The sequence below is a fragment of the Streptomyces amakusaensis genome (genome assembly GCF_039532665.1).
Taxonomy (GTDB): Bacteria; Actinomycetota; Actinomycetes; order Streptomycetales; family Streptomycetaceae; genus Streptomyces; species Streptomyces amakusaensis.
The window spans coordinates 261,870-283,524 of the sequence record NZ_BAAASB010000003.1; the positions used below are offsets into that span (position 1 = coordinate 261,870).

A 21,655-nucleotide genomic window follows, 5' to 3' on the forward strand; every position below is an offset into this window, starting at 1 on the left:
GAGCGCCGGCGTCCCGACCGCTGGCGGCCACCTTCTCATCGAGGGGTGCGGCGGGGGAGTTCGGGGGTGCTGTCAGCGGGTCCGGGTGGGGATGACGTTCAGCCCGCCCAGTCCGTTGCCCCGGAGGGCTGTGGAGCCGAAGGGGGTGCGCAGTCTGAGCCAGGAGCCGGTGGAGAGCAGCGCGACGGGGACTTCGGGGCGCAGGAAGCCGAGGGAGTGGGCGGCGTGCACCGCGCGCAGCGGCAGGGGGGTGGCGGCGAGGGTGCGGGACCAGATCTCGCGGCCGATGGCGTCCCGCTCGGCGCGGGTGCGGCGTTCGGCGGGGAGCTGTTCGTCGCGGTTGCGGAACTCGGCGACGGCGGCGGCGACGGCCTCGCGCATCTCGGCGACGCCCGGCAGTCCGGGCAGCTCGCGCCAGCCGCCGCGGGGCGGCAGCACACCGGTCCAGGGCGGTCCGGTGACGGGGGCGGGCAGGACGAACTCCTCACCGGCGAGGTTTTCGAGCAGCTCTCCGGCGGAGACGGTGATGTCGAGCCGGGCGGGCGCGCCGAGTCGGGCCGTGCGGATCGCGAGCACCTCGAAGGAGGGCGGACGGCCGAAGACGGCGAGGCCCGCCTGCGCGCCGTCCGGGGAGCCGGCCTGGAGGCGTACGGCGGCGGCGCGGTCGTAGTGGAGCAGCCGGGCGAGGAAGGCGGTGAGATCCTCCGCCTCCCTCGCGTCGGCGAAGTGCAGGCTGCGCACGGGCACGCTCATGCGACGAGGGCGTCCTCTTCCAGGGCGGGCAGATAGCGCTGGAGGTAGGACTTCTCCTCGGCGCTGATCCGGCGCGGGCGGCCCGCCTCCAGGTCGTAGGGGACCACGACGGTCGAGGCCCGCACATAGATCTGCGCGGAGTCCTCGGTGTCGTCCTTGATCTCGTAGGCGATGGTCAGAGAGGCCGCGCCGATCCTGGTCACCCATGATTCGACGGTCACCGGCTCGTGCCGGTGGACCAGCGGGCGGACGTAGTCGATCTCGTGCCGGGCGACGACGGACCCGCCGGAGAACGACGGTGAGCCGTCCCCCGGCTGGAGCCGGAACATGAAGTCGATCCGCGCCTCTTCCAGGTAACGCAGGAAGACCACGTTGTTGACATGGCCGAAGGCGTCCATGTCGGACCAGCGGAGGGGGCAGCGGTAGATGTGCCGGGCCATGGGTCTCGTCAGCCCCTCAGCCTCGGGTGAGCTTCTTGTAGGTGGCGCGGTGCGGACGGGCCGCGTCCGCTCCGAGGCGCTCGATCTTGTTCTTCTCGTACGACTCGAAGTTGCCCTCGAACCAGAACCACTTGGAGTCGCCCTCGTAGGCGAGGATGTGGGTGGCGACCCGGTCCAGGAACCAGCGGTCGTGGGAGACGACCACCGCCGCGCCGGGGAACTCGAGCAGGGCGTTCTCCAGGGAGGAGAGCGTCTCGACGTCGAGGTCGTTGGTGGGCTCGTCGAGGAGGAGGAGGTTTCCGCCCTGCTTGAGGGTGAGCGCCAGGTTCAGCCGGTTGCGCTCGCCGCCGGAGAGCACGCCCGCGGGCTTCTGCTGGTCCGGGCCCTTGAAGCCGAACGCCGAGACATAGGCGCGGGACGGCATCTCGACCTGGCCGACGTTGATGTAGTCCAGCTCGTCGGAGACCACGGCCCACAGGGACTTCTTGGGGTCGATGTTGGCGCGGCTCTGGTCGACGTAGGAGATCTTGACGGTCTCGCCGACCTTGATCGAGCCGGAGTCCGGCTCCTCCAGGCCCTGGATCATCTTGAACAGCGTGGTCTTGCCGGCGCCGTTGGGGCCGATGACGCCCACGATGCCGTTGCGCGGCAGGGTGAAGCTGAGGTTGTCGATCAGAAGCTTCTCGCCGAAGCCCTTGGAGAGGTTCTCCACGTCGACCACGATGCTGCCCAGGCGCGGGCCCGGGGGAATCTGGATCTCCTCGAAGTCCAGCTTCCGCATCTTGTCGGCCTCGGCGGCCATCTCCTCGTAACGCGCGAGACGGGCCTTGGACTTGGCCTGCCGTCCCTTCGCGTTGGAGCGGACCCACTCCAGCTCTTCCTTGAGCCGCTTGGCGCGCTTGACGTCCTTCTGGCCCTCGACCTTGAGACGGGCCTGCTTGGACTCCAGGTAGGTGGAGTAGTTGCCCTCGTAGCCGATGGCGCGGCCGCGGTCGAGCTCCAGGATCCAGCCCGCGACATTGTCGAGGAAGTACCGGTCGTGGGTGATGGCGACGACGGTGCCGGCGTACTTGGCGAGGTGCGCCTCCAGCCACTGCACGGACTCGGCGTCCAGGTGGTTGGTGGGCTCGTCGAGGAGGAGCAGGTCGGGGGCCTCCAGCAGCAGCTTGCACAGGGCGACGCGGCGCTTCTCACCACCGGAGAGGTTGGTGACCGGCCAGTCCCCGGGGGGGCAGCCGAGCGCGTCCATCGCCTGCTCCAGCTGGGCGTCGAGGTCCCAGGCGTTGGCGTGGTCGAGGTCTTCCTGGAGCTTGCCCATCTCCGTCATCAGCTCGTCGGTGTACTCGGTCGCCATCTGCTCGGCGATCTCGTTGAACCGGTTGAGCTTGCCCTTGATCTCGGCGACGCCGTCCTCGACGTTCTGGAGAACGGTCTTGGCCTCGTCCAGCGGCGGCTCCTGGAGCAGGATGCCGACCGTGTAGCCGGGCGACAGGAACGCGTCGCCGTTGGAGGGCTGCTCCAGTCCGGCCATGATCTTCAGCACGGTGGACTTACCGGCGCCGTTGGGGCCGACCACACCGATCTTCGCACCGGGCAGGAAGCTCAGCGTCACGTCATCGAGGATGACCTTGTCGCCGTGCGCCTTGCGCGTCTTGCGCATCGTGTAGATGTACTCAGCCAAGAGAAACCGTCCGGCAGATGAGTGAGTGGGCAGATACACCCCATCTTGCCGTACCGCCACCCCTGGACGGAAACGAGTAGGCCGCTCAGGGCTCCGGGGCGGGCTCGGTGAGCCGGATGATCTCCTCCGGGGTCCAGGCGCCGGACGCGCCGGGGGCCTCGGAGAGGTAGCGGGCGACGGTGGGGGCGTCCCAGGCTCCGGCGGCGAGCAGGCCGGAGGCGATGCACCGCAGATACGGGCCGGACGGGGCGGTGCACGCCACCCGGTCCGCCCGCCAGGGCGCGGTGAAGGTCAGGACGGGCAGGCCGTCCAGAAAGCCCGGGCGGACGAGGGTTTCGTAGTGGCCGGGCCCCAGGGTGTCCCTGCCTTCGGCGACGGCCCTGGCCAGGTCGAGGTCGTGCCCCGGGGGGCGGTGCATCTCCTGGGCGGCGATGTCGGAGAACTGCTGTGCGGTGACGAGGTGGGCGCGGGCTCTTACCCGGCCGTCGGCGGCGGGGTCGCAGAAGGCCCGGCCGCCGGTCCAGACGGGCGACTCGGTGGCGAAGTAGAGGATCCCGGGCAGCTCGACCGGGACCGAGCGGACCGGGTCGCTCTGGTCCCGGCAGCCGGGGTGGACCCCGCGCCCGCCCGGGGCCGTGCCCCCGGCGAGGTAGCGGCGGAGCCTGCTCAGGTCCGTGTTGGACCCGTAGGCGGCGTACCAGACCCGCTCGGGGCGGTGCCGGGGGTCCGGGGGCGCGGCCGTGAGGCGGTGGACCGTCCTCAAGATCACTCCAGGGTGGCGTCGTGGGGCGGGGGCCCCGGCCGGGTCACTCCTTGGGGGCGGGCTTCTTGCGCAGGAAGAAGATCGCGCCGCCGCCGATGACGACGAGGGTGATCGCGATTCCCGTGATCATCGGTGTGGCGTCGGAGCTGCCGGTCGCCGCGAGGTCCCCCTCCGGCCCGGCGGAGGAGCCGCCCGCCGAGGCGGGGGCGAGCTGGGAGACGGGGGTCTCCGCGGCGGGCGAGGCGGAGGAGGCGACGGGAGCCGCGAGGCCGGTGGTGGCGCAGTCCAGGACGCCCTTGAAGCTCGCGCTGAAGCCTCCCGGCGCGGAGACGGTGACGTCGTACGACTGGTCCTCGGCGACCGGGACGGTCACCGTCCGCGACCGGCCGGCGGGGATCGTGTGCTCGATGCCGCCCAGCTCGAAGGTGAACGGCGCGTCGCCGCTGTTGGCCGCCGTGACGTCGAGACCGCCCTCGGCGCAGTTCCGCTTCGCGGAGAAGGCGGGTATCGCCCCCTTGGCGGCCCAGGTGACCCCGGCGGTCGCGGAGACCGTGGACTCGCTGGAGCCCGCGAGTATCTGGGCCTGGCTCCGGGTGGTGGAGATGAACGCCCGGCCCACCGGCACGGGGGTCATCGCCTGGGCGGTGAGCGTCGCCGAGCCGTCCGGGGCGCCGGCCGGGACGTCGAGGTACACCTTGGTGCCGTTCACCGCCGAGGTGACGGACTTGCCCGCGGCGTCGGTGACCCTGACGCCGCTGGCCGCCGCGTCGGCCGGCGGGGCCAGGGAGACGCGGTCCGCGTCCGTCCGGACGGTCACCGGGCCGAGCCGGCCGCCGGGCCGGCCGGAGACCGTGCTCGGCTCCAGGCTGAGCGAGGCCCTCGGCTCGGGGATGTCGCGGGCCCTCCTGTGGAGCCAGTCCGCGAGCTTCTCGGCGGCGGGGTCGAGCGCGTCGACGTCCGCCCCGTCCGAGTAGCGCCAGATGGCGACCTGGGTGCCGGCGGCAGCCGTCCGCTGGGTGAGCGGCCCGCTGCCGGCCGCCTTGGCCAGCGCGGCGAGATCGTCGACCTGGGGGAAGGAGTTCCGCAGGATCCAGCGGATCCTTCCCGCGTCCCGGTTGGCGGCGAGCGAGGTCTGCGCGGCGGGGGCCTCCAGATACTTCGCCTGGACCTGGGTCGGGTTGTGGAGGTCCACGCAGTAGGTCTTCAGCCGGCCGCCGCCGTCGACGGTCATCTCGAAGAGCCCCGCGGGGATGGGGTGGCTCTTGCCGTTCGCACGGAGCGTCGCGCGGTCGAAGGTCTTGAGCCCGTCGAGGGTGGCGACCGCGCCGGTCTGGCGGTGCGTGCCGTCGTCGGCGGCGGCCGCACCCGCGCCGGCCGCGGTGCACGTCGCGACGAGCCCCGATGTGAGGGCCGCGGCCGCGATACGGCGCGCGATCCCCCGTCCGCGTCCAGTCGGCGCGGCGAACTTGGAAAACACAGAATTCCCCTCCGGGCGAGGCTCATTCGCGTGAGCCGCGTGCTCATGTACGCGGATGCTCATGCGCGGTCCATGCGGCCCGTGCTGCTCATGTGCGGTGCGCGTTCACGTGTGACGCATTGGGGGGAGTGCCTCGCCAGCAGACTCAAGTGCCCCGTGAATAGGGGAAATCCTAGAGAGGCGGCGCGGCCCAGTCCCCCGTCATACCGCCGCACAACCATTCCGACTCGTAATCGTTATCGCCGACGGTGCCGACAACCCCGTTCCGCCATTCCTGATTCGACAAATCTCCACAGCGCGACGAGCGAAGACGTCCTGCTCAGAAGGGTGGGACGGCCATCCGCTCGGCCACCGCCGGGGGCACGGGAGAGCCCTCGGCATCCATCACGGGATTACCCGGCCACTCCCCCGCCGCCAAAGGATTTCCCGCCCCCGGCGGCTCTTGCGACTGCCGCTCCGTCACATTCGGTGCGGACCTGACCACTCGCCGGAATGCCGAGGTACCCCGCGCCAGATCGTGGCCCACCGCCACGGCCTCGATGTCCACAAAGGTCCTTCGCCGAACAGCTGCTTCGCGTGCGTCGGCGGACGGATCACCCGCGAAGTCTCGGGACGCGTCACGCTCTTCCTCCCGCACTCTCAACCGCCCGTGAACGAGGAGCGGATCCCCGACCGAAACGGATCCGGCCATATTCGCGGCGAGAGTCCGCCAGGCGAGGACCGTGTAGAAACTGGTCCGGCCGTCCGCCCAGACCTCCCGCTGCCGGTCCCAGCGCCTCGGCGTCACCGCGATACGGAATCGCGCCATACCGCCGGTCGCCGTGTCCCGGTACTCCACCTGTGTGGCGACATTGCCCACCACCGTGACCAGGGTGTCGTTCATCGCGGCCATCTCCCGTCCGCTCCGCTCCCGCCGGCGCCCTGCCGGCCGGTCTCCATGCTGGAACGGACCGCGCGATCCCGCCCGGGCCTGTGGACGGCCACCCCCCTGTGGAAAACCCCGTCACCCCCGGCCCCGCCCCGACCTCCCCGGCCGTCTCACCTCCCCGCCGCCCGCGCCCCGCCCCGCCCCGCCACCGTCGCGTACTGCTCCCGCACCTCCCGGTACCGCATCAGCTCCCCGGCGATCGGGTCGAGCACCCTCGCCCTTCCGCACCCCGCCGCCGCCTCCCGGAGCCGCCGCCGGGCGTCCTGCCCGTACCGCCGCGCCGGACCGCGTACCGCCGCCGTGCACGCCCACTCCACCAGCGGACCGCCCACGATCCCCGCCGCCATCAGCAGCGCCGGCACCACCAAACCCGGTTCCAGCAGATCGGCGATCTGTCCCACCAGCCAGAGCCCCCCGTACACCTGAAGCAGCGTCATCGACATCTGCGCGAGCACGGCGGCGGGCCACCAGGCGGGCCGCAGCGGCCGTTTGCCCGTCGCCGCCGCCTCGCGCGCGGCCAGGTCGTCCAGCGCCTCCGGCAGCCCGTCGGCCCCCCTGACCGCCGCCTCCCGCACGGCCTGCGCCCAGGGCGCGGGCAGCCCGGCCGCCGCCGCGTCCGCGACCGTGCGCACCGCCTGCTCGACCCGCTGCCGGGCGGTCAGCTCCTCCTCCACCGGCGCGGTGGCCGGCGACACCCCGCTCCCGTTCCCGGGCAGCCGCTTGCGCTCGTACCAGCGCCACAGCCGCAGCCAGGGCGTACCGCACGCCCGGATGGCGTGTCTGCGCCACTCGCGCTCGGCCGCCTCGCCCGCCGCCTTCGCCCCGACGGCCTCCGCGAGCCGGTCGGCGAAGTCCTCGCGCGCCCGCTCGTCGAGGCCGGTGAGGCCCTCGGCGACGTACGCCGCGCGCAGCCCGGCCGCCGCCGCGTCGACATCGGCGGCGAGCCGGCGCGCCGGGGCGGTCCGCTCCTGGACGAAGGTGCCGAGTACGTCGCGCAGCTCGTCGACGCCGTCCCCGCTGAGCGCGGAGAGCGCCAGCACGGTCGCGCCCGGTTCGCCGTGCTCGCCGAGTGCCATGCCGTCTTCGTCCAGGAGTCTGCGCAGATCGTCCAGTACCTGGTCGGCGGCCTCGCCCGGCAGCCGGTCGACCTGGTTGAGCACCACGAAGGTGATCTCGGCATGGCCCGCGAGGGGCCGCAGATACCGCTCGTGCAGGGCGGCGTCCGCGTACTTCTCCGGATCGACCACCCAGATCACCGCGTCCACCAGCGCGAGCACCCGGTCCACCTGTTCGCGGTGTCTGACCATCGCGGAGTCGTGGTCGGGCAGATCGACGAGCACCAGCCCGGAGAGTTCGTCGGCCCCGCCCGCGAGGGGTCTGCGGCGCAGCCGAGGGGGGATGGCGAGCCGGTCGAGCAGCCCGGCGGACCCCTCCGACCAGCTGCACGCGATCGGTGCCGAGGTAGTGGGCCGGCGCAGGCCCGTCTCGGAGAGGGGGACCTGCGCGAGGGCGTTGAAGAGGGTGGACTTCCCGCTTCCGGTCGCGCCCGCGATGGCGACGACGGTGTGCCGGGCGGAGAGCCGCTGCCGGGCGGACGCCTCGTCGAGCACCCGTCCGGCCTCGGCGAGGGTCTCGCTCTCGACCCGGGTGCTGGAGAGGCCGACGAGTTCCCTCAGGGCGTCGAGCCGGGTGCGCAGCGGTCCGCCGTAAGCGCCGCCGATGGGTACGTGCTCCTCGGCCCCGGCGGGTTCCGCGAGGCCGTCCTCGCGTCGGCGGCCACCCGAGCGGCGGGCGATGAGCCCGTCGTCCCAGCAGCCGCCGGAGCGGCCCTCGCCGGACTCCCGGGGCCGGCCCGGGGCCTGCTCGCAGGGGGGTTCCGGGCTGTTCCCGTCCACCGCCCCTCCCTCCGTGCCGGTATCGGTCCCGGCGGCAGGTCCGGTCCCGGCGGCGGGTCCGGTCTCGTCCCCCGGCCGGTCGTCGGCCCGGTTCTCGTCGCCCGTGATGGCGGTCACCGACGTCACCTCACCTTCTGCAGTACGGACAGGGCGGCGATCAGCTCGGCCTGGGGTTCCGGGGAGACGTCGAGCGCGTCGAGGGGGGCGAGGCGGCGGTCGCGTTCGCTGTTCAGTAGGCCGTCGATGTACGCGGTCAGCACCTCGCCGCCCCGGTCGCGCAGCCTCAGCGCCCCCTGCGCCCCGATCCGCTCGGCGAGCTGCTCCCCCGCGCCCCGGGCCCGCCGGCCGCCGAGCAGGGCCGCGGCGACCAGCGCCGCGACGGTCTCGGGGTCGGGCGCGGCGTGCAGCTCCAGCGCGCGGATCTCGTCGTCGGCCAGTTCCTCCAGCTCACGCCGCCAGCGGCGGACCGCGATCCCGATCCGTTCGGCGGCCTCCAGGTCCAGCCGCCCCCGGAACACGATCGCGCCCGCCCCCGGCTCCCGCCGCCATGCGTCGTGGACATGCTCGTCGGCTGCGGCCACGGCGCACTGCACCAGCGCGCACAGGCTGCCGACCAGCGAGTCCAGCAACTCACCCGCCGAACTGTCGCGCGGAAAGCCGCGCCAGCGCGTACGCGCGTCCCCGGCCAGCACCGCACCGGCCCCGAGCTGCCGGTTCACCCGTTCCCGCTCGTCCTCGTACGCCTCTTCCACCACCCCCATCAGCCGTACGGCGGCGGCGTACTGCCCGGCGACGGCGGCGGCCAGCTCCGGCATCCGCGCATTGAGCGAATTGATCACCCCGGTGGCCGTGCGCCCCAGCGCCTGCTGCCGTGCGGCGGGGTCCTGCACCCGGTGGGCGAGCCAGGCGAAGAGGGGAGCGACCGCCGTGGTGGGGAGCAGCCCGCTGCCGCCGCCCGCGGACTCGGGCAGCTCCGGAATGGTGAAGCGGGGCACCTCGCCGAGACCGGCCTTGGTGAGGAGGGCCGCGTACTGCCGCGACACATCGGAGACCACCTGGTGGGGCACCCGGTCGAGGACGGTGACCAGCGTCGCGTCGTACTGCTTGGCGGTACGCAGCAGATGCCACGGCACGGCGTCGGCGTACCGCGAGGCCGTCGTCACCATCACCCACACATCCGCCGCGCAGATCAACTCGGCGGCCAGCAGGCGGTTCTCCACGATGAGCGAGTCGATGTCGGGCGCGTCGAGCAGCGCGAGCCCCCGGGGCAGGGATGACGCCCTCTCGATCCGTAGCCGGTTCGCTCCTTCGGGGGTGTTTTCCTCGCCTTCGTCCGCGTCCTCCGTATCGTCCTGGCGCGGCAGCCACACCCGGGTGAGATGCGGCAGCACCCTCATCTCGGCGAACCAGTGGTGATCGTCGGGATGACAGACGAGCACCGGGGTACGCGTGGTCGGCCGCAGCACCCCCGCCTCGCTCACCCGCCTCCCCACCAGCGAATTCACCAGCGTGGACTTCCCCGCCCCGGTCGATCCGCCGACGACGGCGAGAAGCGGGGCCGCGGGGTCCGTGAGCCGGGGTACGAGGTAGTCGTCGAGCTGCGCGAGCAGCTCGACCCGCGTCTGGCGGGCCCGGGGCGCGCCGGGGAGAGGCAGTGGGAGACGCACGGCGGCGACACGGTCGCGCAGGGCGGTTAGTGCGTCGATGAGCTGAGGCCGTGCATCCAAGGTCACCACATGCGAAGAATGCCTAACTTTGGCGGCTTTTTGAAGCGTATGAGCTTGTCTGCGCGCCGGTCGGACACAAGGGGCAGACGTGATGAGTGGGGCGCAGGCATAACGAGTGCACAACACCCGCGACGCGGGACGCCAAAAGCGATGCAGAAATCGCACTCGCCTGCGATTATCGGTTCGCTTCACCGAACCTCCACATCGTGTCACGCAGGTGAAGCAACGAGGTCAAGGCCATCGGAGCCCTATCCTTGTCCCGGCAGGTCACAGACCCGCGGACTCCGGTAGCCGCGGCCACCACCGGCCCCCGTAGCTCAGTGGATAGAGCAGGCGCCTTCTAAGCGCTTGGCCGCAGGTTCGAGTCCTGCCGGGGGCACTCTTCCCAGACCCTTCCTCGCGGAGGGTCTTTTTGCTGGCCGGGCGGGCCGGTGAGGGTTTCAGTCCCGGCCGAGGCGGCGGAGTGCGCCGGTCGTGAGGACGACGGCCAGGAGGGCCGCGGAGACGGCGAGGGTCATCGGTGGCTGTGCGGCGGCCAGGGCGTTGCTGTCGCGCAGGGCTCCCATGAAGTCGAAGACGGGGAGGCCGTTGGCGATGCTGTACCAGAGGGGCAGGTAGACGGCCTGGAAGAGGCGGTGGGTGCGGCTGAGGGTGCCGAGGGCGAGGGCCAGGGAGGGGATGAACAGGGCGCCGGTCGCCCAGCCGGCGAGGCCGAGCCAGTCGGCGGCGGTGAGCAGTCGGACGAGGGGGCCGAGGCCGGCGGCGACGGTGACGGTGAGGCCGGCGGACCATTCGGCGAGGATGCGGCGGCGGGGGGAGGGGTAGGCGGCGAGGAGGGCGTCGAGGTGGTGTTCGTGGCGCTGGGTGCCCAGGCGGGACCAGATCAGGATGGGCCAGAGCCAGGAGAGCGGCAGCAGGACGCGGACGACGCCGTGGAGGTCCGGGGAGGCGAGCGCGCCGAGGGTGAGGCAGGCGGTGCCGGCCCACCACCGGCGGCGGACGCCTTGCAGCAGGACGCGGACCTCGCCGGCCCAGAGGCGGAGGGTCACCGCGCCCGGCCGGGGCGGGGTGAGCGGGTGGGGCGCGAGGGTGGGCCGGGAGGGGACCGTCTCGTCGATGAGGGCGGGCCGGACGAGGGCGTCGGTCTGGTTCCGCTCGGGGGCGGGGGCCGTGGAGAGGTGGCCCCGTGCCGGGTCGAAGCGGTGGAACCAGAGCGCGGGGAGGACGGCGACGAGGACGGCGATCAGCAGGAGTGCCGCCCGGCCGAGGGCGTAGTCGGCGGTCGGGGTGAAGCCGTTCCAGGTGAACAGCGCGAGGGGCTGGTCGAGGTAGGTCAGACCGAGGCTGAACTCCCCGCCGACGTCGATGCCCTGGGCGGTCAGGTCCGCGTACATCGACCGCACGACGCTGTTGACGCCGATGCCGTCGAACGGCAGCCCGGGGCCCTGGCCGCCCGTGGCGACGGCCGTCCAGGCGCAGAACCACACGATGTTGCCGAGGCCGGTGCGCAGCAGCGGCAGCGATTCGAAGAGGAGGGCGAAGGCGGCGGTCAGCGCGACGAGGGGGAGCGCGATGAGGACGAACGGCTGCCAGAGCGCGATCGGGTCGATGTGGTGCGACTCGCCGCGGGCGAGTTGCATGATCAGGGCGGTGGCCGCGAGCACCGCGAGCATGGAGGACAGCAGCATGAGGTTGCTGAGGAACTTGCCGGCCAGGTACGCCCAGGTGCGCAGCGGGGTCGCGGCGAGGAGTTGGCCGACGCGGGTGCCTCGGTCGCGTTCGATGGAGTTGCGGACGACGTAGAAGCCGCCGAGGGTGATCCACAGGCCGCCGGCCAGGGCCGTCACCATGCCGACGTAGGCGCTGTTGTAGCTGCCCCGGTGATCGCCGATCTGCATGATCACCCATTGGGCGTCCGAGTCGGGCACGGCCACGTACCCGAGAGCGACGGCCGAGGCCAGGATGACGGCGTACGCGGGGCGGCGCGCCCGGTCGCGGAAGTCGGCGACCGCGAGCGCGGTGAGTGTGCGCGTCATCGCCCCGCACCGCCCGCGCCCGGAAGGACGCCAGGAGCTGCGCCCGGAGCGGCACCCGGAGCGGCGAGTTCCTCCGCGGACCCCCGGACGATGGCCAGGTAGGCGTCCTCCAGGTCCGGCGTCAGCTGTACGGCGTCCGGCCGCGGCGACTGCCGCGACAGCAGCCGGACGCGGACGCCCTCGGTCGTGCGGACCAGACGGCTGACGGTGTACCGCGCCTGCACGGCCGGTACGGAGGCGGGGTCGACCAGGATCTCCCACACCTGGCCGGTCACCGAGCGCAGCAGGCCCTCCGGGGTGCCCCGGTGGCGCAGCCGGCCGCCGGACATCACCGCGATGTCGGAGGCGACCGATTCGACGTCGGAGACGATGTGGGTGGAGAGCATCACGACCTTGTCGGCCGCCAGATCGCTCAGCAGATTGCGGAATCTGACCCGCTCCTCGGGGTCGAGGCCCGCGGTCGGCTCGTCCACGATGATCACCTGTGGGTCGGCGAGCAGCACCTGGGCGATGCCGACCCGGCGCAGCATGCCGCCGGAGTACTTGCCCAGGGGGCGTTTGACCGCTTCGGTGAGATTGACGAGTTCCAGGAGTTCATCGATACGGGCCTTGGCGGACTTGGCCGAGAGGCCCTTGGCCGCCGCCAGGTAGCGGAGGAACTCGCGGGAGGTCAGGTTCGGATAGACGCCGAAGTCCTGCGGGAGATAGCCGAGGGACCGGCGCAGCGCGTCGGGCCTGGCGACCGCGTCCTCGCCGTGGAAGAGGAGCTGTCCGGCGGTGGGCCGGGTGACCGTGGAGGCGATGCGCATCAGGGACGATTTGCCGGCTCCGTTCGGGCCCAGCAGGCCGATCATGCCCGGTTCCAGACGCAACGTCAGATCGGTGACGGCCTGTTTGCCGCCTTTGTAGACCTTGGTGAGGTTCACGAGGTCGAGCATGGTCAGCTCTTCCCGCTCAGGTCGGTCTTCGCTGCCTTCTCGGTCTTCTCGGTCTTCTCGCCGTCCTTCGGGACGGTGTCTGAGAACAGCATCGGTTCCTCCAGAGTCGCCGGGTGGTGCACTCGTCAGAGGATCGCGGGGCGGAGCGGTCGGCACATCTGCCGATCGGCAGATATCCGGTCACGGGTATCCGGTCAGCGGACAGCGGGCGCGGGCAGCAGGCAACTGACCCGCCATCCGTTCCCGGACGGGCCCGCTTCCAGCGTGCCGCCCAGGGTGCCGACCCGTTCGGCGAGGCCCGCCAGGCCCGTACCGCCGTGTGCGCGTCTCCCCGGCCCGGTGGAGACCCGCTGATCGGAGCGGTCGGTGACCGAGATCTCCACGGACCGGTCGGCGGTACGGCCGGCCAGCACCTGGACCCGGTCGGCCCGCGGCGCGTGCCGGCGGATGTTGGTCAGCGACTCCAGCACCACGCGGTACGCGGTGTCCTCGGCCTCCCGGGAGAGGATGCCGGCCGTCTCCGTCTCCAGGGAGAGCGTGACCTCGGCGGTGCCCATGGACGAGAAGCGGTCCACGAGTTCGGGCAGATCCGCCAGGCCGTGGAGCCGGGTGGGCGGCGGCTCGTCCTCTCTGCGGCCCTCCGCCTCGCGCAGCGCCGTCACGGTCCGGTCCATGGAGTCCAGCGCCCGCAGTCCGGCCTTCTCTATCCGTTGCAGCAGGGCGCGGTGTTCCTCGCCGGCGGTGCCGCCGGTGCCACCAGTGCCACCAGTGCCGCCGGTGTCCTCGCCGAGCTGCGCGGCCTGGGCCTCCAGGACGATTCCGGTCACCTCGTGGGCCACGAAGTCGTGCAGATCGCGCGCGACTTCGAGTCGCTGCTCGCGTCGGGCCAGCGCCACGGCGTGGGCGCGGCGGTTGTCCAGCGACCGCAGATAGAGCCCGACGCCCGTCGCGCAGCCGGCCGGGATCAGTGCGAGCGAGCACAGGAAGAGCGATTCCTTCAGCCCGGCGCCGGGGGCGTGCAGGGTGAAGCGCAGCGGCAGCAGGATCACGGCCGCACCGGTCAGCGGGCCGACGAAGCCCACCCGGGGGACGGGCACATGGCGTACCGCCCGCGCCAGGAGGACGATCAGCGCGGCCGTCTCGAACGGGTACCAGAACAGCACCGGGCCGGGCGGCCCGAAGTGGCCGATGTCCACGGCGAGGGAGAGCGCCGCGGCGGCGCCCGCCGCCCGGTCCAGCGGGATCCGGCCGGACGGACGGGCGAGCATCGCCGCGGTCAGCGTCAGCGCGGCCATGACCGCCAGCGGGTAGGCGCTCGGCGGTGCCACGACGGCGGGGGCGATCGTCATCGCCGCGGCGACACCGCACCACCAGCGCCGCTTTCGCCGGGGAGGGGCCTCGTCATCCATGAGGGCGAGGCTACGCACATTCCCCCGGGGTGCGCGGACGGCGAACGCGATTTCAGCCGGGGGTCCGCCCGGTGGCATACCCCAGCTCCCATGCGCGCACCGCGATACCGACCCGATTGCGGACCTGGAGTTTCCGCTGAATGCTCGCGACATGGGTTTTGACCGTACCGGCGGAGATGAAAAGCTCACCGGCGATATCCGCATTGGTCTTGCCCTCGGCGACCTTCCCGGCGATCTCCACCTCCCGCCCGGTCAGCACCGGATCACGGTGCCGTGGGCGGCGGCCCGCCGTGGGGCCGGTGACATGCTCCAGCAGCCGTACGGTGATCGACGGGCTGATCAGACTGTCGCCGGCCATCGCCGCCCGGACCGCCTCGACCAGCAGCGTCGGCCCCGAGCGCTTCAGCAGGAACCCCGAGGCGCCGAAACGCAGGGCGGGATAGACGTACTCGTCGAGGTCGAAGGTCGTCACCACGACGACCCGGACCGGATCGGCCGCGGCGGGGCCGGCCAGCAGCCGCGTGACTTCCAGGCCGTCCATCCGCGGCATTCTGATGTCCACCAGGGCCACATCCGGTCTGAGGGCGCGTCCCATCTCCACCGCGTTCACGCCGTCCGCCGCCTCGCCGACGACTTCCATGTCGGGCTGGCTCTCCACGATGCGGCGCAATCCTCGGCGGACCATCTCCTGGTCGTCGGCGATCAGCAAGCGAATGGTCACGGTCGGGAATTATGCCGTACGGCGGCGGGAACGGATTCTGTCTCCCGGGCCGCCCCCGTTGGGCCGCGTGGGGGCTCCAAGCGCCCAAGTCACCTCGTCGGCAGAGGCGTTGACCGATCTTTGACCACGTTCGGGCATATTCCTGCGCATGCCCCGCGCCCGAGGGGAGCGGCCGATGCGGCCGGTCCCCGGGCGGCGGGGTCCGGGGACGCTTCCCGACCAGACCGGTCCGCTCTCTCCAAGGAGCTCGGCACATGACGACTTCATCGTCTTCGTCGTCCACGACGATCGACACACTCTTCGCCCAGTCCTGGGAATACCTCAACGAACGGGCCCTTCAGACCGCCGTCGAACTCGGCATACCCGACCTGGTGGCCGACGCGCCCGTACCGCTCGCCGTGCTCGCCGAGGCGACCGGCTCGCAGCCGGACGCGCTGAAGAGGATGCTCCGCCCGCTGGTCTCGGGCGGTGTGCTGGGGCTCACGGACGAGGGGGCGTACGCGCGTACGGAGAAAAGCGCCGTGCTCGAATCGGGGCACCCCGAGTCGCTCCGCTCGTGGTACCGGCTGATGTACCGGATCACGTACCGGATGCTGGACGATCCGATGGTCACGCTGCGGACCGGGCGGCCTTCGTTCGAGAGCCGGTTCGGGAACACCTACTTCGGCCACTTCGCCGAGAACCCCGAGGACGGGGCGATCTTCAACGGCGCGATGGTCAGCTTCACCCAGCGGACCGCGCGGGCGGTGGCCGCCGCCTACGACTTCAGCGACGCGGGCGAGATCGTGGACATCGGCGGCGGTCTGGGGCATCTGCTCGCGGAGATCCTGACCCAGCACCCCGGGGCGACCGGCACCGTCTTCGACCTGCCGCAGCTGGCCGAGGACGCGCGGAAGGCGCTGGACGCGGCCGGGCTGGAGGAGCGGGCGACGGTGAAGTCGGGCGACTTCTTCTCCGCCGTGCCCTCGGCGGGCACCCATCTCCTCTCGTGGATCCTGCACGACTGGGACGACGAACAGGCGCTGGCGATCCTGCGGGAGTGCCGTCGGGCGCAGAGTGACCCCGACGGACGGCTGCTGCTCGTGGAGGCGGTGCTTCCGGAGCAGCCGGAGCCCGGCCTCGCCGCCTCGCTGGACATGGTGATGCTCTTCGGCCTCGGCGGCCGGGAGCGCACCGAGGCCGAGTACGCGGCCCTCCTCGACCAGGCCGGGTACGAGCACACCAGCACCCTGGCGCTGGACGGGCCGGGGCTGTACATCATCGAGGCCCGGCCGCGCTGAGACCCGGCAGGCCGGCGGGACAGCAGGACGGCAGGACGGCAGGACGGCGAGGCCTGACGCGGCCCGGGGCGGGCGGCGTCAGGCCTCGCCGCGCAGCAGACCGGCCAGCTGCTGGTACCGCTGCTCCCAGCCCCACTCCGAGCGGACCCAGGACCGGCCATCGGCCCCCATCCTCCGGGCCAGTTCGCGATCGCCGAGCAGTTCCAGCAGCCGCCCGGCGAGCTCGGGGACGCTCCGGCCGTCCACCACGAAGCCCGTCTCGCCGTCCCGTACGGCGTCGGGCGCGCCGCCCGACGCGCCGACGACGACGGGCAGGCCCGCGGCGGCGGCCTCCAGGAAGACGATCCCGAGCCCCTCCACCTCCAGACCGGCCCTGCGAGTGCGGCACGGCATGGCGAAGACGTCGGCCGCCGCGTAGAAGGACGGCATCGCCTCGTGGGGGTGGCCGCCCGCGAGGACGACGGAGTCCGACACCCCTTCCCGGACGGCGAGTTCGCGCAGCTCGCGTTCGTACGGGCCGCCGCCGACGAGCAGGAGTGCCGTGTCGGGGCGTACGCGGTGCACCCGGCGCAGCGCCCGGACGAGGGTGTCCTGTCCCTTGCGGGGCACCAGCCGGGCGGCGCAGAGCACCACCGGCCGCTCCCCCAGGCCGTACCGGGAGCGCACTTCGGCCCCCTGCCCCCGGCGGTGGAAGAGGGCCGCGTCCACGCCGGGGGTGAGCCGGCGCATTCGGGCGGCGGCCTCGGTGCCGACCGCGCGGGCGATCCGCTCCCGGGTGTAACCGCCCAGATGGGTCAGGCAGTCCACCTGTGCGCCGACGCGCCGCAGCAGCGACCGCGCGCCCGGGGTGCGGGCCCACCACACCTCGTGGCCGTGGGTCGTGGCGACGAACCGCTCCGCGTCGGTGGTCCGGCGCAGGGCCGGGGCCATCAGGCCGAGCGGGGCCGCCGCGCCGAACCACACGCTGTCGCAGCGGTGGCGCCGGATCAGCTCCGCCGCCCGCCGGGTGGGGCGGCCGGTGGGGAGGAGCGTCCGGGCGCGGTCGCGGACCACGGGGAAGGGGAGCCGTGCGTCGAAGGCCTCGCCGCCCGGGGTGGCGGAGGTGTAGACGACCACCCCGTCGCGGGGGAAGCGGACGGCCATCTCGTGGACAAAGGTCTCTATGCCGCCCTGGCGGGGCGGGAAGTCATTGGTGACGATCAGGGTGCGGGACACGGTGAGCCTGCCAGAGGTCGTACGGAAGCGGGGACGGGACAAGCGGGGACAGGGCGGACGGAGCGCTCAGGACGCGGGGCCTCGGCACGAGCAGGGCCCCGGGGCGAGCCGGTCGGCGGCGGCGAGGAGGGTCCGGGGCGGGCGGCGCAGCAGGCCGGTCCCGACGGCGGCGGCGTGCACCGGCGCGCCGACGGCCGGTGCGGAGCCGTACGGGACATGGGCGGCGAGCAGTTGTCCCGGCGGCGGGCGGCCGGTGTCCGAACGTCCCGCGGTCGCTGTCCGCGCATCCGTTTCCCTCCCTCGTGGTCGCGGAGGAAGTCTGCGAGCGGGGCGGGGCCCGGGTCGTCACACGAGGAGGTGACCACGGGGATCAACCCCTGGTATGAGGCGCGGCGTTGGCGTCACACCACGCGGTGACGCGCGCCCGGGGCGGGGAGCCGAGAATGGACGCCATGAGTCCGAGTCCCCCGCCCGCGACTTCGCCGAAGCGGCCACGGCCGTCGGCCGCCGCCCTCCCGCCCGTGCGCGAGGGGATCGTCGTGCTCCCGCTGCTCTGTCTGGGCGTCCTGGAGGTCGCACTCGGCGAGATCTCCTCCGTACCCGTGCTGATCACCCTCGGCGCGGCGGTCCTCCCGCTGCCGTGGCGGCGTACGCACCCGGGACCGGCCGGTCTCGCGGTGGCGGCGGCGCTGCTGAACTTCCTGCTCCGCCCGGAGCTGCTCCTCACCGTGTCCCTCGCGGGGATCGCCGGTCTGTACGCGCTGGCCCGCCGGCGGGCCGCGCACCCCGTCGTGGTCGCGGGAGGCGCGGTCGCCGGGGCGCTGCTGGTCCACGGGGGCCATCTGGTGACGGGCGTGTACGACACGGGGCCGGGCGGTTCGGCGCTCCGGGCCGGGGCGGTGCTGTCGTCCTTCGCCGAGCCGGTCGTCCTGTCGGCGGTGATCGTGGCGACGGTGAGCGCGGCCGACGCGGTCCGGGGCAGGGAGGACGCGCGGCGCGAACGGGAGGCGGCGCGGCTGCGGTTCACGGAGCTGGAGCGGCGCGGGGCGGTGGTGGCCGAGCGGGCCGCGATCGCCCGTGAGCTGCACGACATCGTGGCCCACTCGGTCTCCGTGATCGCCGTGCGGGCGGAGAGCGCCACCTACACCACCCCCGGCCTCTCCCCCGAGGCCCGCGACGGCTTCCGGCAGATCGCCGAGACGGCCCGGTCGACCATGACCGAGCTGCGCGGACTGCTGCTCGTACTCCGCGAGGAGGGCGAGCGGACGGAGGGCGCGGAGAGCGGGCGGAGCGGGGCCACCGCCGGGCGGCGGGCCCCGCAGCCCGGTCTGGACGCTCTCGGCGAGCTGCTGGAGACGCACCGCTCGGCCGGCGGGAGGGTCGAGCTGCGCACCGCCGGGGTGCGGCCCGCGCTCTCGTCCTCGCTGGAACTCGCGGTGTACCGCACGGTCCAGGAGGCGCTGACCAACGCGCGCCGTCACGCGCCGGGCTGCTCCGTCCGGGTGGACGTCGACTACGGCGAGGAGCGGGTCGCGCTGCGGATCACGGACGACGGTCCCGGGCCCCCTCGGCGGGCGGAGCGCGCCGGGCACGGGCTGATCGGCATGCGGGAGCGGGCGGCCCTGCTCGGCGGCCGGCTGCGGCACGGCCGGGACGGCGGCACGGGGGGCTTTCTGATCGAGGCGGAGCTGCCGAGGCGGGGTACGGCATGAGCGGGTACGAGGGTGAAAAAGGGGCCGGGGCGGGGTCCCCGGGGGTGATCCGGGCGGTCGTGGCCGACGACCAGGCGGTGGTGCGGACCGGTTTCGTGAATCTGCTGTCCACCCAGGAGGACATCGAGGTGGTGGGCGAGGCGGCGGACGGCGCGGAGGCCGTGCGGCTCGTCGCACGGCACCGGCCCGACATCGCGCTGCTCGACATCCGGATGCCGGGCACGGACGGCATCGAGGCGGCGCGCTCGATCATGGCGGACGGCGCGGGGGCCACCCGGGTCCTCATGCTGACGACGTTCGATCTGGACGAGTACGTCTTCGACGCGCTCGCGGCGGGCGCGGGCGGCTTTCTGCTCAAGGACGCGACCTTCCCCGAACTCCTGCACGCGGTACGGGTGGTGGCGGCCGGGAAGGCGATGCTGGCACCGGAGGTGACCAAGCGGCTGATCGAGGAGTTCACCGCGCGGCGGCGGCCCTCGCGGCTGCCGGCGCACGGGACCGGCGCGCTGGCCGCTCTCACCGCCCGGGAGCGGGAGGTGCTGCTGCTGATCGCCCAGGGGCTCTCCAACACCGATATAGCGCGCGGGCTGACGGTCACCGACCACACGGTCAAGACCCATGTCAACCGGCTCTTCGCCAAGCTGGGCCTGCGGGACCGCGCCCAGGCGGTCATCGTCGCCTACGAACTGGGCCTGATCACCCCGGGCACCGCCTGACGGCCGGGCGAGCCCGGCGGGGCCCGGAGGAACGGCAGGCCTAGGTGGTGGTCAGCATCGGCAGGTCCGCCAGGTGCTCCTCCGGTACGGCGAAGGCCTCGGCGAGCAGCGCCATGTGCGGGGCGAGACGGGAGGTCAGCAGCTCGGTGATGTCCGGCAGCGCGCGGACCTGCGCGGCGGTGAGATGGCCGTCGGCCAGCAGTTCGGCGGCGCGGGGGGCGACGGAGTCCAGCAGGAAGAGCGCGCACAGGTCCCGGAGCAGGGCACGGGTCGCGGTGTGGGGGACGGATTCGAGCGCCGTGATGAAGGCGTCGGCGGCCTGGAGGGTGGCATGGGTCTCGACCAGTTCGAGGGCGGCTCCGGAGGCGTTGTTCCAGCGGCCGAGGGAGTCGCCCGAGGGGCCCGATCTGAGGTTGAGACGGGCGCGGTGGTGCCAGCGGCGCTCGGCCTCGGCGAGCAGGTCCCGCAGGAAGGAGGGGTCCCGCAGGGCGTTGGGCGTCCTGGAGGCCTCGGTGCGGTCGGCTGAGGGTTCGTCGGGCGTGTAGCCGAAGATCATTTCCGCCCCGGCCTTGCACCAGATGGCGAGGTTGTCGCCCTCGGCGGTGATGGCCCCGTCGGCGTTGGCGGGGAACTCGGCCAGTCCGTTGACGGGGAACAGGGCGCGCGCGCCGCAGCGCTCCCTGGCCTCGATGGTGATGGCGCGGGCCCGCCAGGTGATCCAGCCCTTGGCGACGGCCACCAGCCTTTCGACCCGGTCGCGTTCGGCGGGCTCGTGGCTGACCCAGGCCTCGGTGACCGCCCGGTGCAGAAAGGTCATCGCGTAGGCGCCGGCGAGGGACTTGAGCAGCCGTGAGTGGTGGCTGCGGTGGGCGGAGAGCGGCACCCGGACGCCCGCGGTGGGGCCGGAGATGTGGCGTGTGCCGGAGTAGCGGACGGCGATGGCCAGTGCGGCCCGACAGCCTCCGAGGGTGCTGGCGCTCATGCTCAGCTTGCCCGCGGTGACCCGGCCGATGGCCAGGAGGAATCGCTTGCGGGGGCTGCCGACGGCGCTGCGGAGGGCGCCGTCGGTCAGCAGCCGGCCGTGCGGCCCCTGGATCAGGGCGGTACGCGGCAGCCTTACCCGGTCGAAGGAGGTGACGCAGTGGTCGACCGGGCTGCCGGTGCGCTCGGGGAGGCTCTCGACGGTGATCCCGGGCAGCGGGCCGTTCTCGTCGGTCAGCGGGGTGAGGAAGAGGAAGACCCCCAGATCCCGTCCGTCCACGAGGAGCCGGGCCGCGACGACGGCGGACTTGGGGCCGCCCGCCGGGCTGGTGTTGGGCATGTACTTCCGCGCGCCCTCGTTGGGGGTGTGGAGTACGAAGCCGTCGGCGCGGCGGTCGTAGACGGCGGTCGTCTCCAGGGCCGCCGCGTCATTTCCGTGGGCGCGTTCGGTGCAGAGGAACGTTCCTGTTCGCGCAAGGCGCAGGAAAGGGCCGAGATCGCGCTCCGTCGTTTTGTCGTCGACCAGGCTGCCGAGAAAGAGGTTGTAGTGAATTCCGGCCACGGTGGCGAGGGCTCCGTCGACGACCGCGGCCCATTCGTGCATCGCGGCGAGACCGCGCGGATCGCGGGCCAGCTCTTCGGGGTCTTGGATTTCCTCGTTGAAAGCGCGCAGTCGGGCATATGACAGCTCCCACCGCTCTTCCTTCCTCAGGTCGGAGCGGAATCGAAAGGGCTCTGTCGAGATGATTTTGCGCCAGCGAGAATGAGCTTCGGCGGGTCCGTCGTCAAAAAGTACGGCGGTCAGTTCACGGCAGGCTGGCGGCACCGGCTCGGCGGCGTCGGCCGAGATGTCGGCACGGGCATAGGCTGGGGTGTCGGCATGGGTGAACACGGCCCTCTCAACGATCATGGGTTGTCCTGGTCACCGTTACAACTGTCCCTCGTTTGAGTGATCATACGGCTTTGAGATCGAGAGAACTCCG

At 72.7% G+C, this 21,655-nt stretch carries 17 protein-coding genes and 1 tRNA gene; 4 read left to right on the forward strand and 14 right to left on the reverse strand.

Going from position 1 to position 21,655, the window contains the following annotated elements; translation table 11 throughout:
* Nucleotides 1–72: 72 nt before the first annotated feature.
* The 8 genes from ABD371_RS06290 to ABD371_RS06325 form a co-directional block, all read right to left on the reverse strand.
* Entirely contained in the window at nt 73–753 is a 681-nt protein-coding gene (locus ABD371_RS06290; protein ID WP_344473627.1) for a DUF8010 domain-containing protein, read from the reverse strand.
* The gene (locus ABD371_RS06295; RefSeq protein WP_344473630.1) at nt 750–1,193 is read right to left on the reverse strand and encodes an acyl-CoA thioesterase; all 444 of its coding nucleotides are present in this window, start codon (nt 1,191–1,193) and stop codon (nt 750–752) included. The genes ABD371_RS06290 and ABD371_RS06295 overlap by 4 nt, the downstream gene beginning before the upstream one ends.
* A 16-nt stretch (nt 1,194–1,209) precedes the next feature.
* A complete protein-coding gene (ettA, locus tag ABD371_RS06300) occupies nt 1,210–2,874 on the reverse strand; it encodes an energy-dependent translational throttle protein EttA (protein ID WP_190122608.1) in 1,665 nt (554 codons plus the stop codon).
* Between the two features lie 85 nt (nt 2,875–2,959).
* Nucleotides 2,960–3,637, reverse strand: a complete 678-nt coding sequence (locus ABD371_RS06305) for a histone deacetylase (RefSeq protein ID WP_344473632.1) — start codon at nt 3,635–3,637, stop codon at nt 2,960–2,962.
* Nucleotides 3,638–3,680: 43 nt separating this feature from the next.
* On the reverse strand, nt 3,681–5,177 hold the full coding sequence (locus ABD371_RS06310; protein ID WP_381733245.1) for an LAETG motif-containing sortase-dependent surface protein: 1,497 nt from the start codon (nt 5,175–5,177) through the stop codon (nt 3,681–3,683).
* Between the two features lie 256 nt (nt 5,178–5,433).
* The gene (locus ABD371_RS06315; RefSeq protein ID WP_344473638.1) at nt 5,434–5,997 is read right to left on the reverse strand and encodes a single-stranded DNA-binding protein; all 564 of its coding nucleotides are present in this window, start codon (nt 5,995–5,997) and stop codon (nt 5,434–5,436) included.
* A 155-nt stretch (nt 5,998–6,152) separates the two neighbouring features.
* Nucleotides 6,153–8,054, reverse strand: coding sequence for a GTPase (locus ABD371_RS06320; protein WP_417801408.1), 1,902 nt, complete (start codon nt 8,052–8,054; stop codon nt 6,153–6,155).
* A gap of 5 nt (nt 8,055–8,059) precedes the next feature.
* Nucleotides 8,060–9,664, reverse strand: coding sequence for a dynamin family protein (locus ABD371_RS06325; RefSeq protein WP_344474099.1), 1,605 nt, complete (start codon nt 9,662–9,664; stop codon nt 8,060–8,062).
* 306 nt (nt 9,665–9,970) lie between these two features.
* Here ABD371_RS06325 and ABD371_RS06330 point away from each other — a divergent pair.
* Nucleotides 9,971–10,043, forward strand: a tRNA-Arg gene (locus tag ABD371_RS06330).
* Nucleotides 10,044–10,104: 61 nt separating this feature from the next.
* Here ABD371_RS06330 and ABD371_RS06335 read toward each other — a convergent pair.
* The 4 genes from ABD371_RS06335 to ABD371_RS06350 all read right to left on the reverse strand — a co-directional run bounded on the left by ABD371_RS06335 (nt 10,105) and on the right by ABD371_RS06350 (nt 14,768).
* Complete coding sequence (locus ABD371_RS06335; RefSeq protein ID WP_344473640.1) at nt 10,105–11,700, reverse strand: ABC transporter permease; 1,596 nt, start codon at nt 11,698–11,700, stop codon at nt 10,105–10,107.
* Nucleotides 11,697–12,638, reverse strand: a complete 942-nt coding sequence (locus ABD371_RS06340; RefSeq protein WP_344473642.1) for an ABC transporter ATP-binding protein — start codon at nt 12,636–12,638, stop codon at nt 11,697–11,699. Before ABD371_RS06340 ends, ABD371_RS06335 begins: the two co-directional genes overlap by 4 nt.
* Nucleotides 12,639–12,832: 194 nt before the next feature.
* Nucleotides 12,833–14,047, reverse strand: a complete 1,215-nt coding sequence (locus ABD371_RS06345; RefSeq protein WP_344473644.1) for a sensor histidine kinase — start codon at nt 14,045–14,047, stop codon at nt 12,833–12,835.
* Nucleotides 14,048–14,099: 52 nt separating this feature from the next.
* Complete coding sequence (locus tag ABD371_RS06350; RefSeq protein WP_344473646.1) at nt 14,100–14,768, reverse strand: response regulator; 669 nt, start codon at nt 14,766–14,768, stop codon at nt 14,100–14,102.
* A 254-nt stretch (nt 14,769–15,022) separates the two neighbouring features.
* On the opposite strand from ABD371_RS06350, the gene ABD371_RS06355 reads away from it, so the two are divergent.
* Nucleotides 15,023–16,048, forward strand: coding sequence for a methyltransferase (locus ABD371_RS06355; protein WP_344473648.1), 1,026 nt, complete (start codon nt 15,023–15,025; stop codon nt 16,046–16,048).
* Nucleotides 16,049–16,126: 78 nt separating this feature from the next.
* Here ABD371_RS06355 and ABD371_RS06360 read toward each other — a convergent pair whose 3' ends face one another.
* A complete protein-coding gene (locus ABD371_RS06360) occupies nt 16,127–17,263 on the reverse strand; it encodes a glycosyltransferase family 4 protein (protein ID WP_344473650.1) in 1,137 nt (378 codons plus the stop codon).
* A 452-nt stretch (nt 17,264–17,715) separates the two neighbouring features.
* Here ABD371_RS06360 and ABD371_RS06365 point away from each other — a divergent pair, with 452 nt between their 5' ends.
* Complete coding sequence (locus ABD371_RS06365; RefSeq protein WP_344473652.1) at nt 17,716–18,975, forward strand: sensor histidine kinase; 1,260 nt, start codon at nt 17,716–17,718, stop codon at nt 18,973–18,975.
* Nucleotides 18,972–19,691, forward strand: coding sequence for a response regulator (locus ABD371_RS06370; RefSeq protein WP_344473654.1), 720 nt, complete (start codon nt 18,972–18,974; stop codon nt 19,689–19,691). The genes ABD371_RS06365 and ABD371_RS06370 overlap by 4 nt, the downstream gene beginning before the upstream one ends.
* A 40-nt stretch (nt 19,692–19,731) precedes the next feature.
* On the opposite strand, the gene ABD371_RS06375 is transcribed toward ABD371_RS06370, so the two are convergent.
* Nucleotides 19,732–21,582 carry an acyl-CoA dehydrogenase family protein gene (locus tag ABD371_RS06375; RefSeq protein ID WP_344473656.1) on the reverse strand — a complete coding sequence of 617 codons (1,851 nt, stop codon included), beginning with the start codon at nt 21,580–21,582 and terminating at the stop codon, nt 19,732–19,734.
* Nucleotides 21,583–21,655: the final 73 nt, after the last annotated feature.

Coding starts and splice junctions, on each gene's coding strand:
- ABD371_RS06315 (WP_344473638.1), bottom strand. CDS start 5,997: ATGAACGACACCCTGGTCACGGTGGTGGGCAATGTCGCCACACAGGTG.
- ABD371_RS06340 (WP_344473642.1), bottom strand. CDS start 12,638: ATGCTCGACCTCGTGAACCTCACCAAGGTCTACAAAGGCGGCAAACAG.
- ABD371_RS06370 (WP_344473654.1), top strand. CDS start 18,972: ATGAGCGGGTACGAGGGTGAAAAAGGGGCCGGGGCGGGGTCCCCGGGG.
- ABD371_RS06355 (WP_344473648.1), top strand. CDS start 15,023: ATGACGACTTCATCGTCTTCGTCGTCCACGACGATCGACACACTCTTC.
- ABD371_RS06345 (WP_344473644.1), bottom strand. CDS start 14,047: ATGGATGACGAGGCCCCTCCCCGGCGAAAGCGGCGCTGGTGGTGCGGT.
- ABD371_RS06335 (WP_344473640.1), bottom strand. CDS start 11,700: ATGACGCGCACACTCACCGCGCTCGCGGTCGCCGACTTCCGCGACCGG.
- ABD371_RS06375 (WP_344473656.1), bottom strand. CDS start 21,582: ATGATCGTTGAGAGGGCCGTGTTCACCCATGCCGACACCCCAGCCTAT.
- ABD371_RS06310 (WP_381733245.1), bottom strand. CDS start 5,177: ATGAGCATCCGCGTACATGAGCACGCGGCTCACGCGAATGAGCCTCGC.
- ABD371_RS06365 (WP_344473652.1), top strand. CDS start 17,716: ATGAGTCCGAGTCCCCCGCCCGCGACTTCGCCGAAGCGGCCACGGCCG.
- ABD371_RS06290 (WP_344473627.1), bottom strand. CDS start 753: ATGAGCGTGCCCGTGCGCAGCCTGCACTTCGCCGACGCGAGGGAGGCG.
- ABD371_RS06295 (WP_344473630.1), bottom strand. CDS start 1,193: ATGGCCCGGCACATCTACCGCTGCCCCCTCCGCTGGTCCGACATGGAC.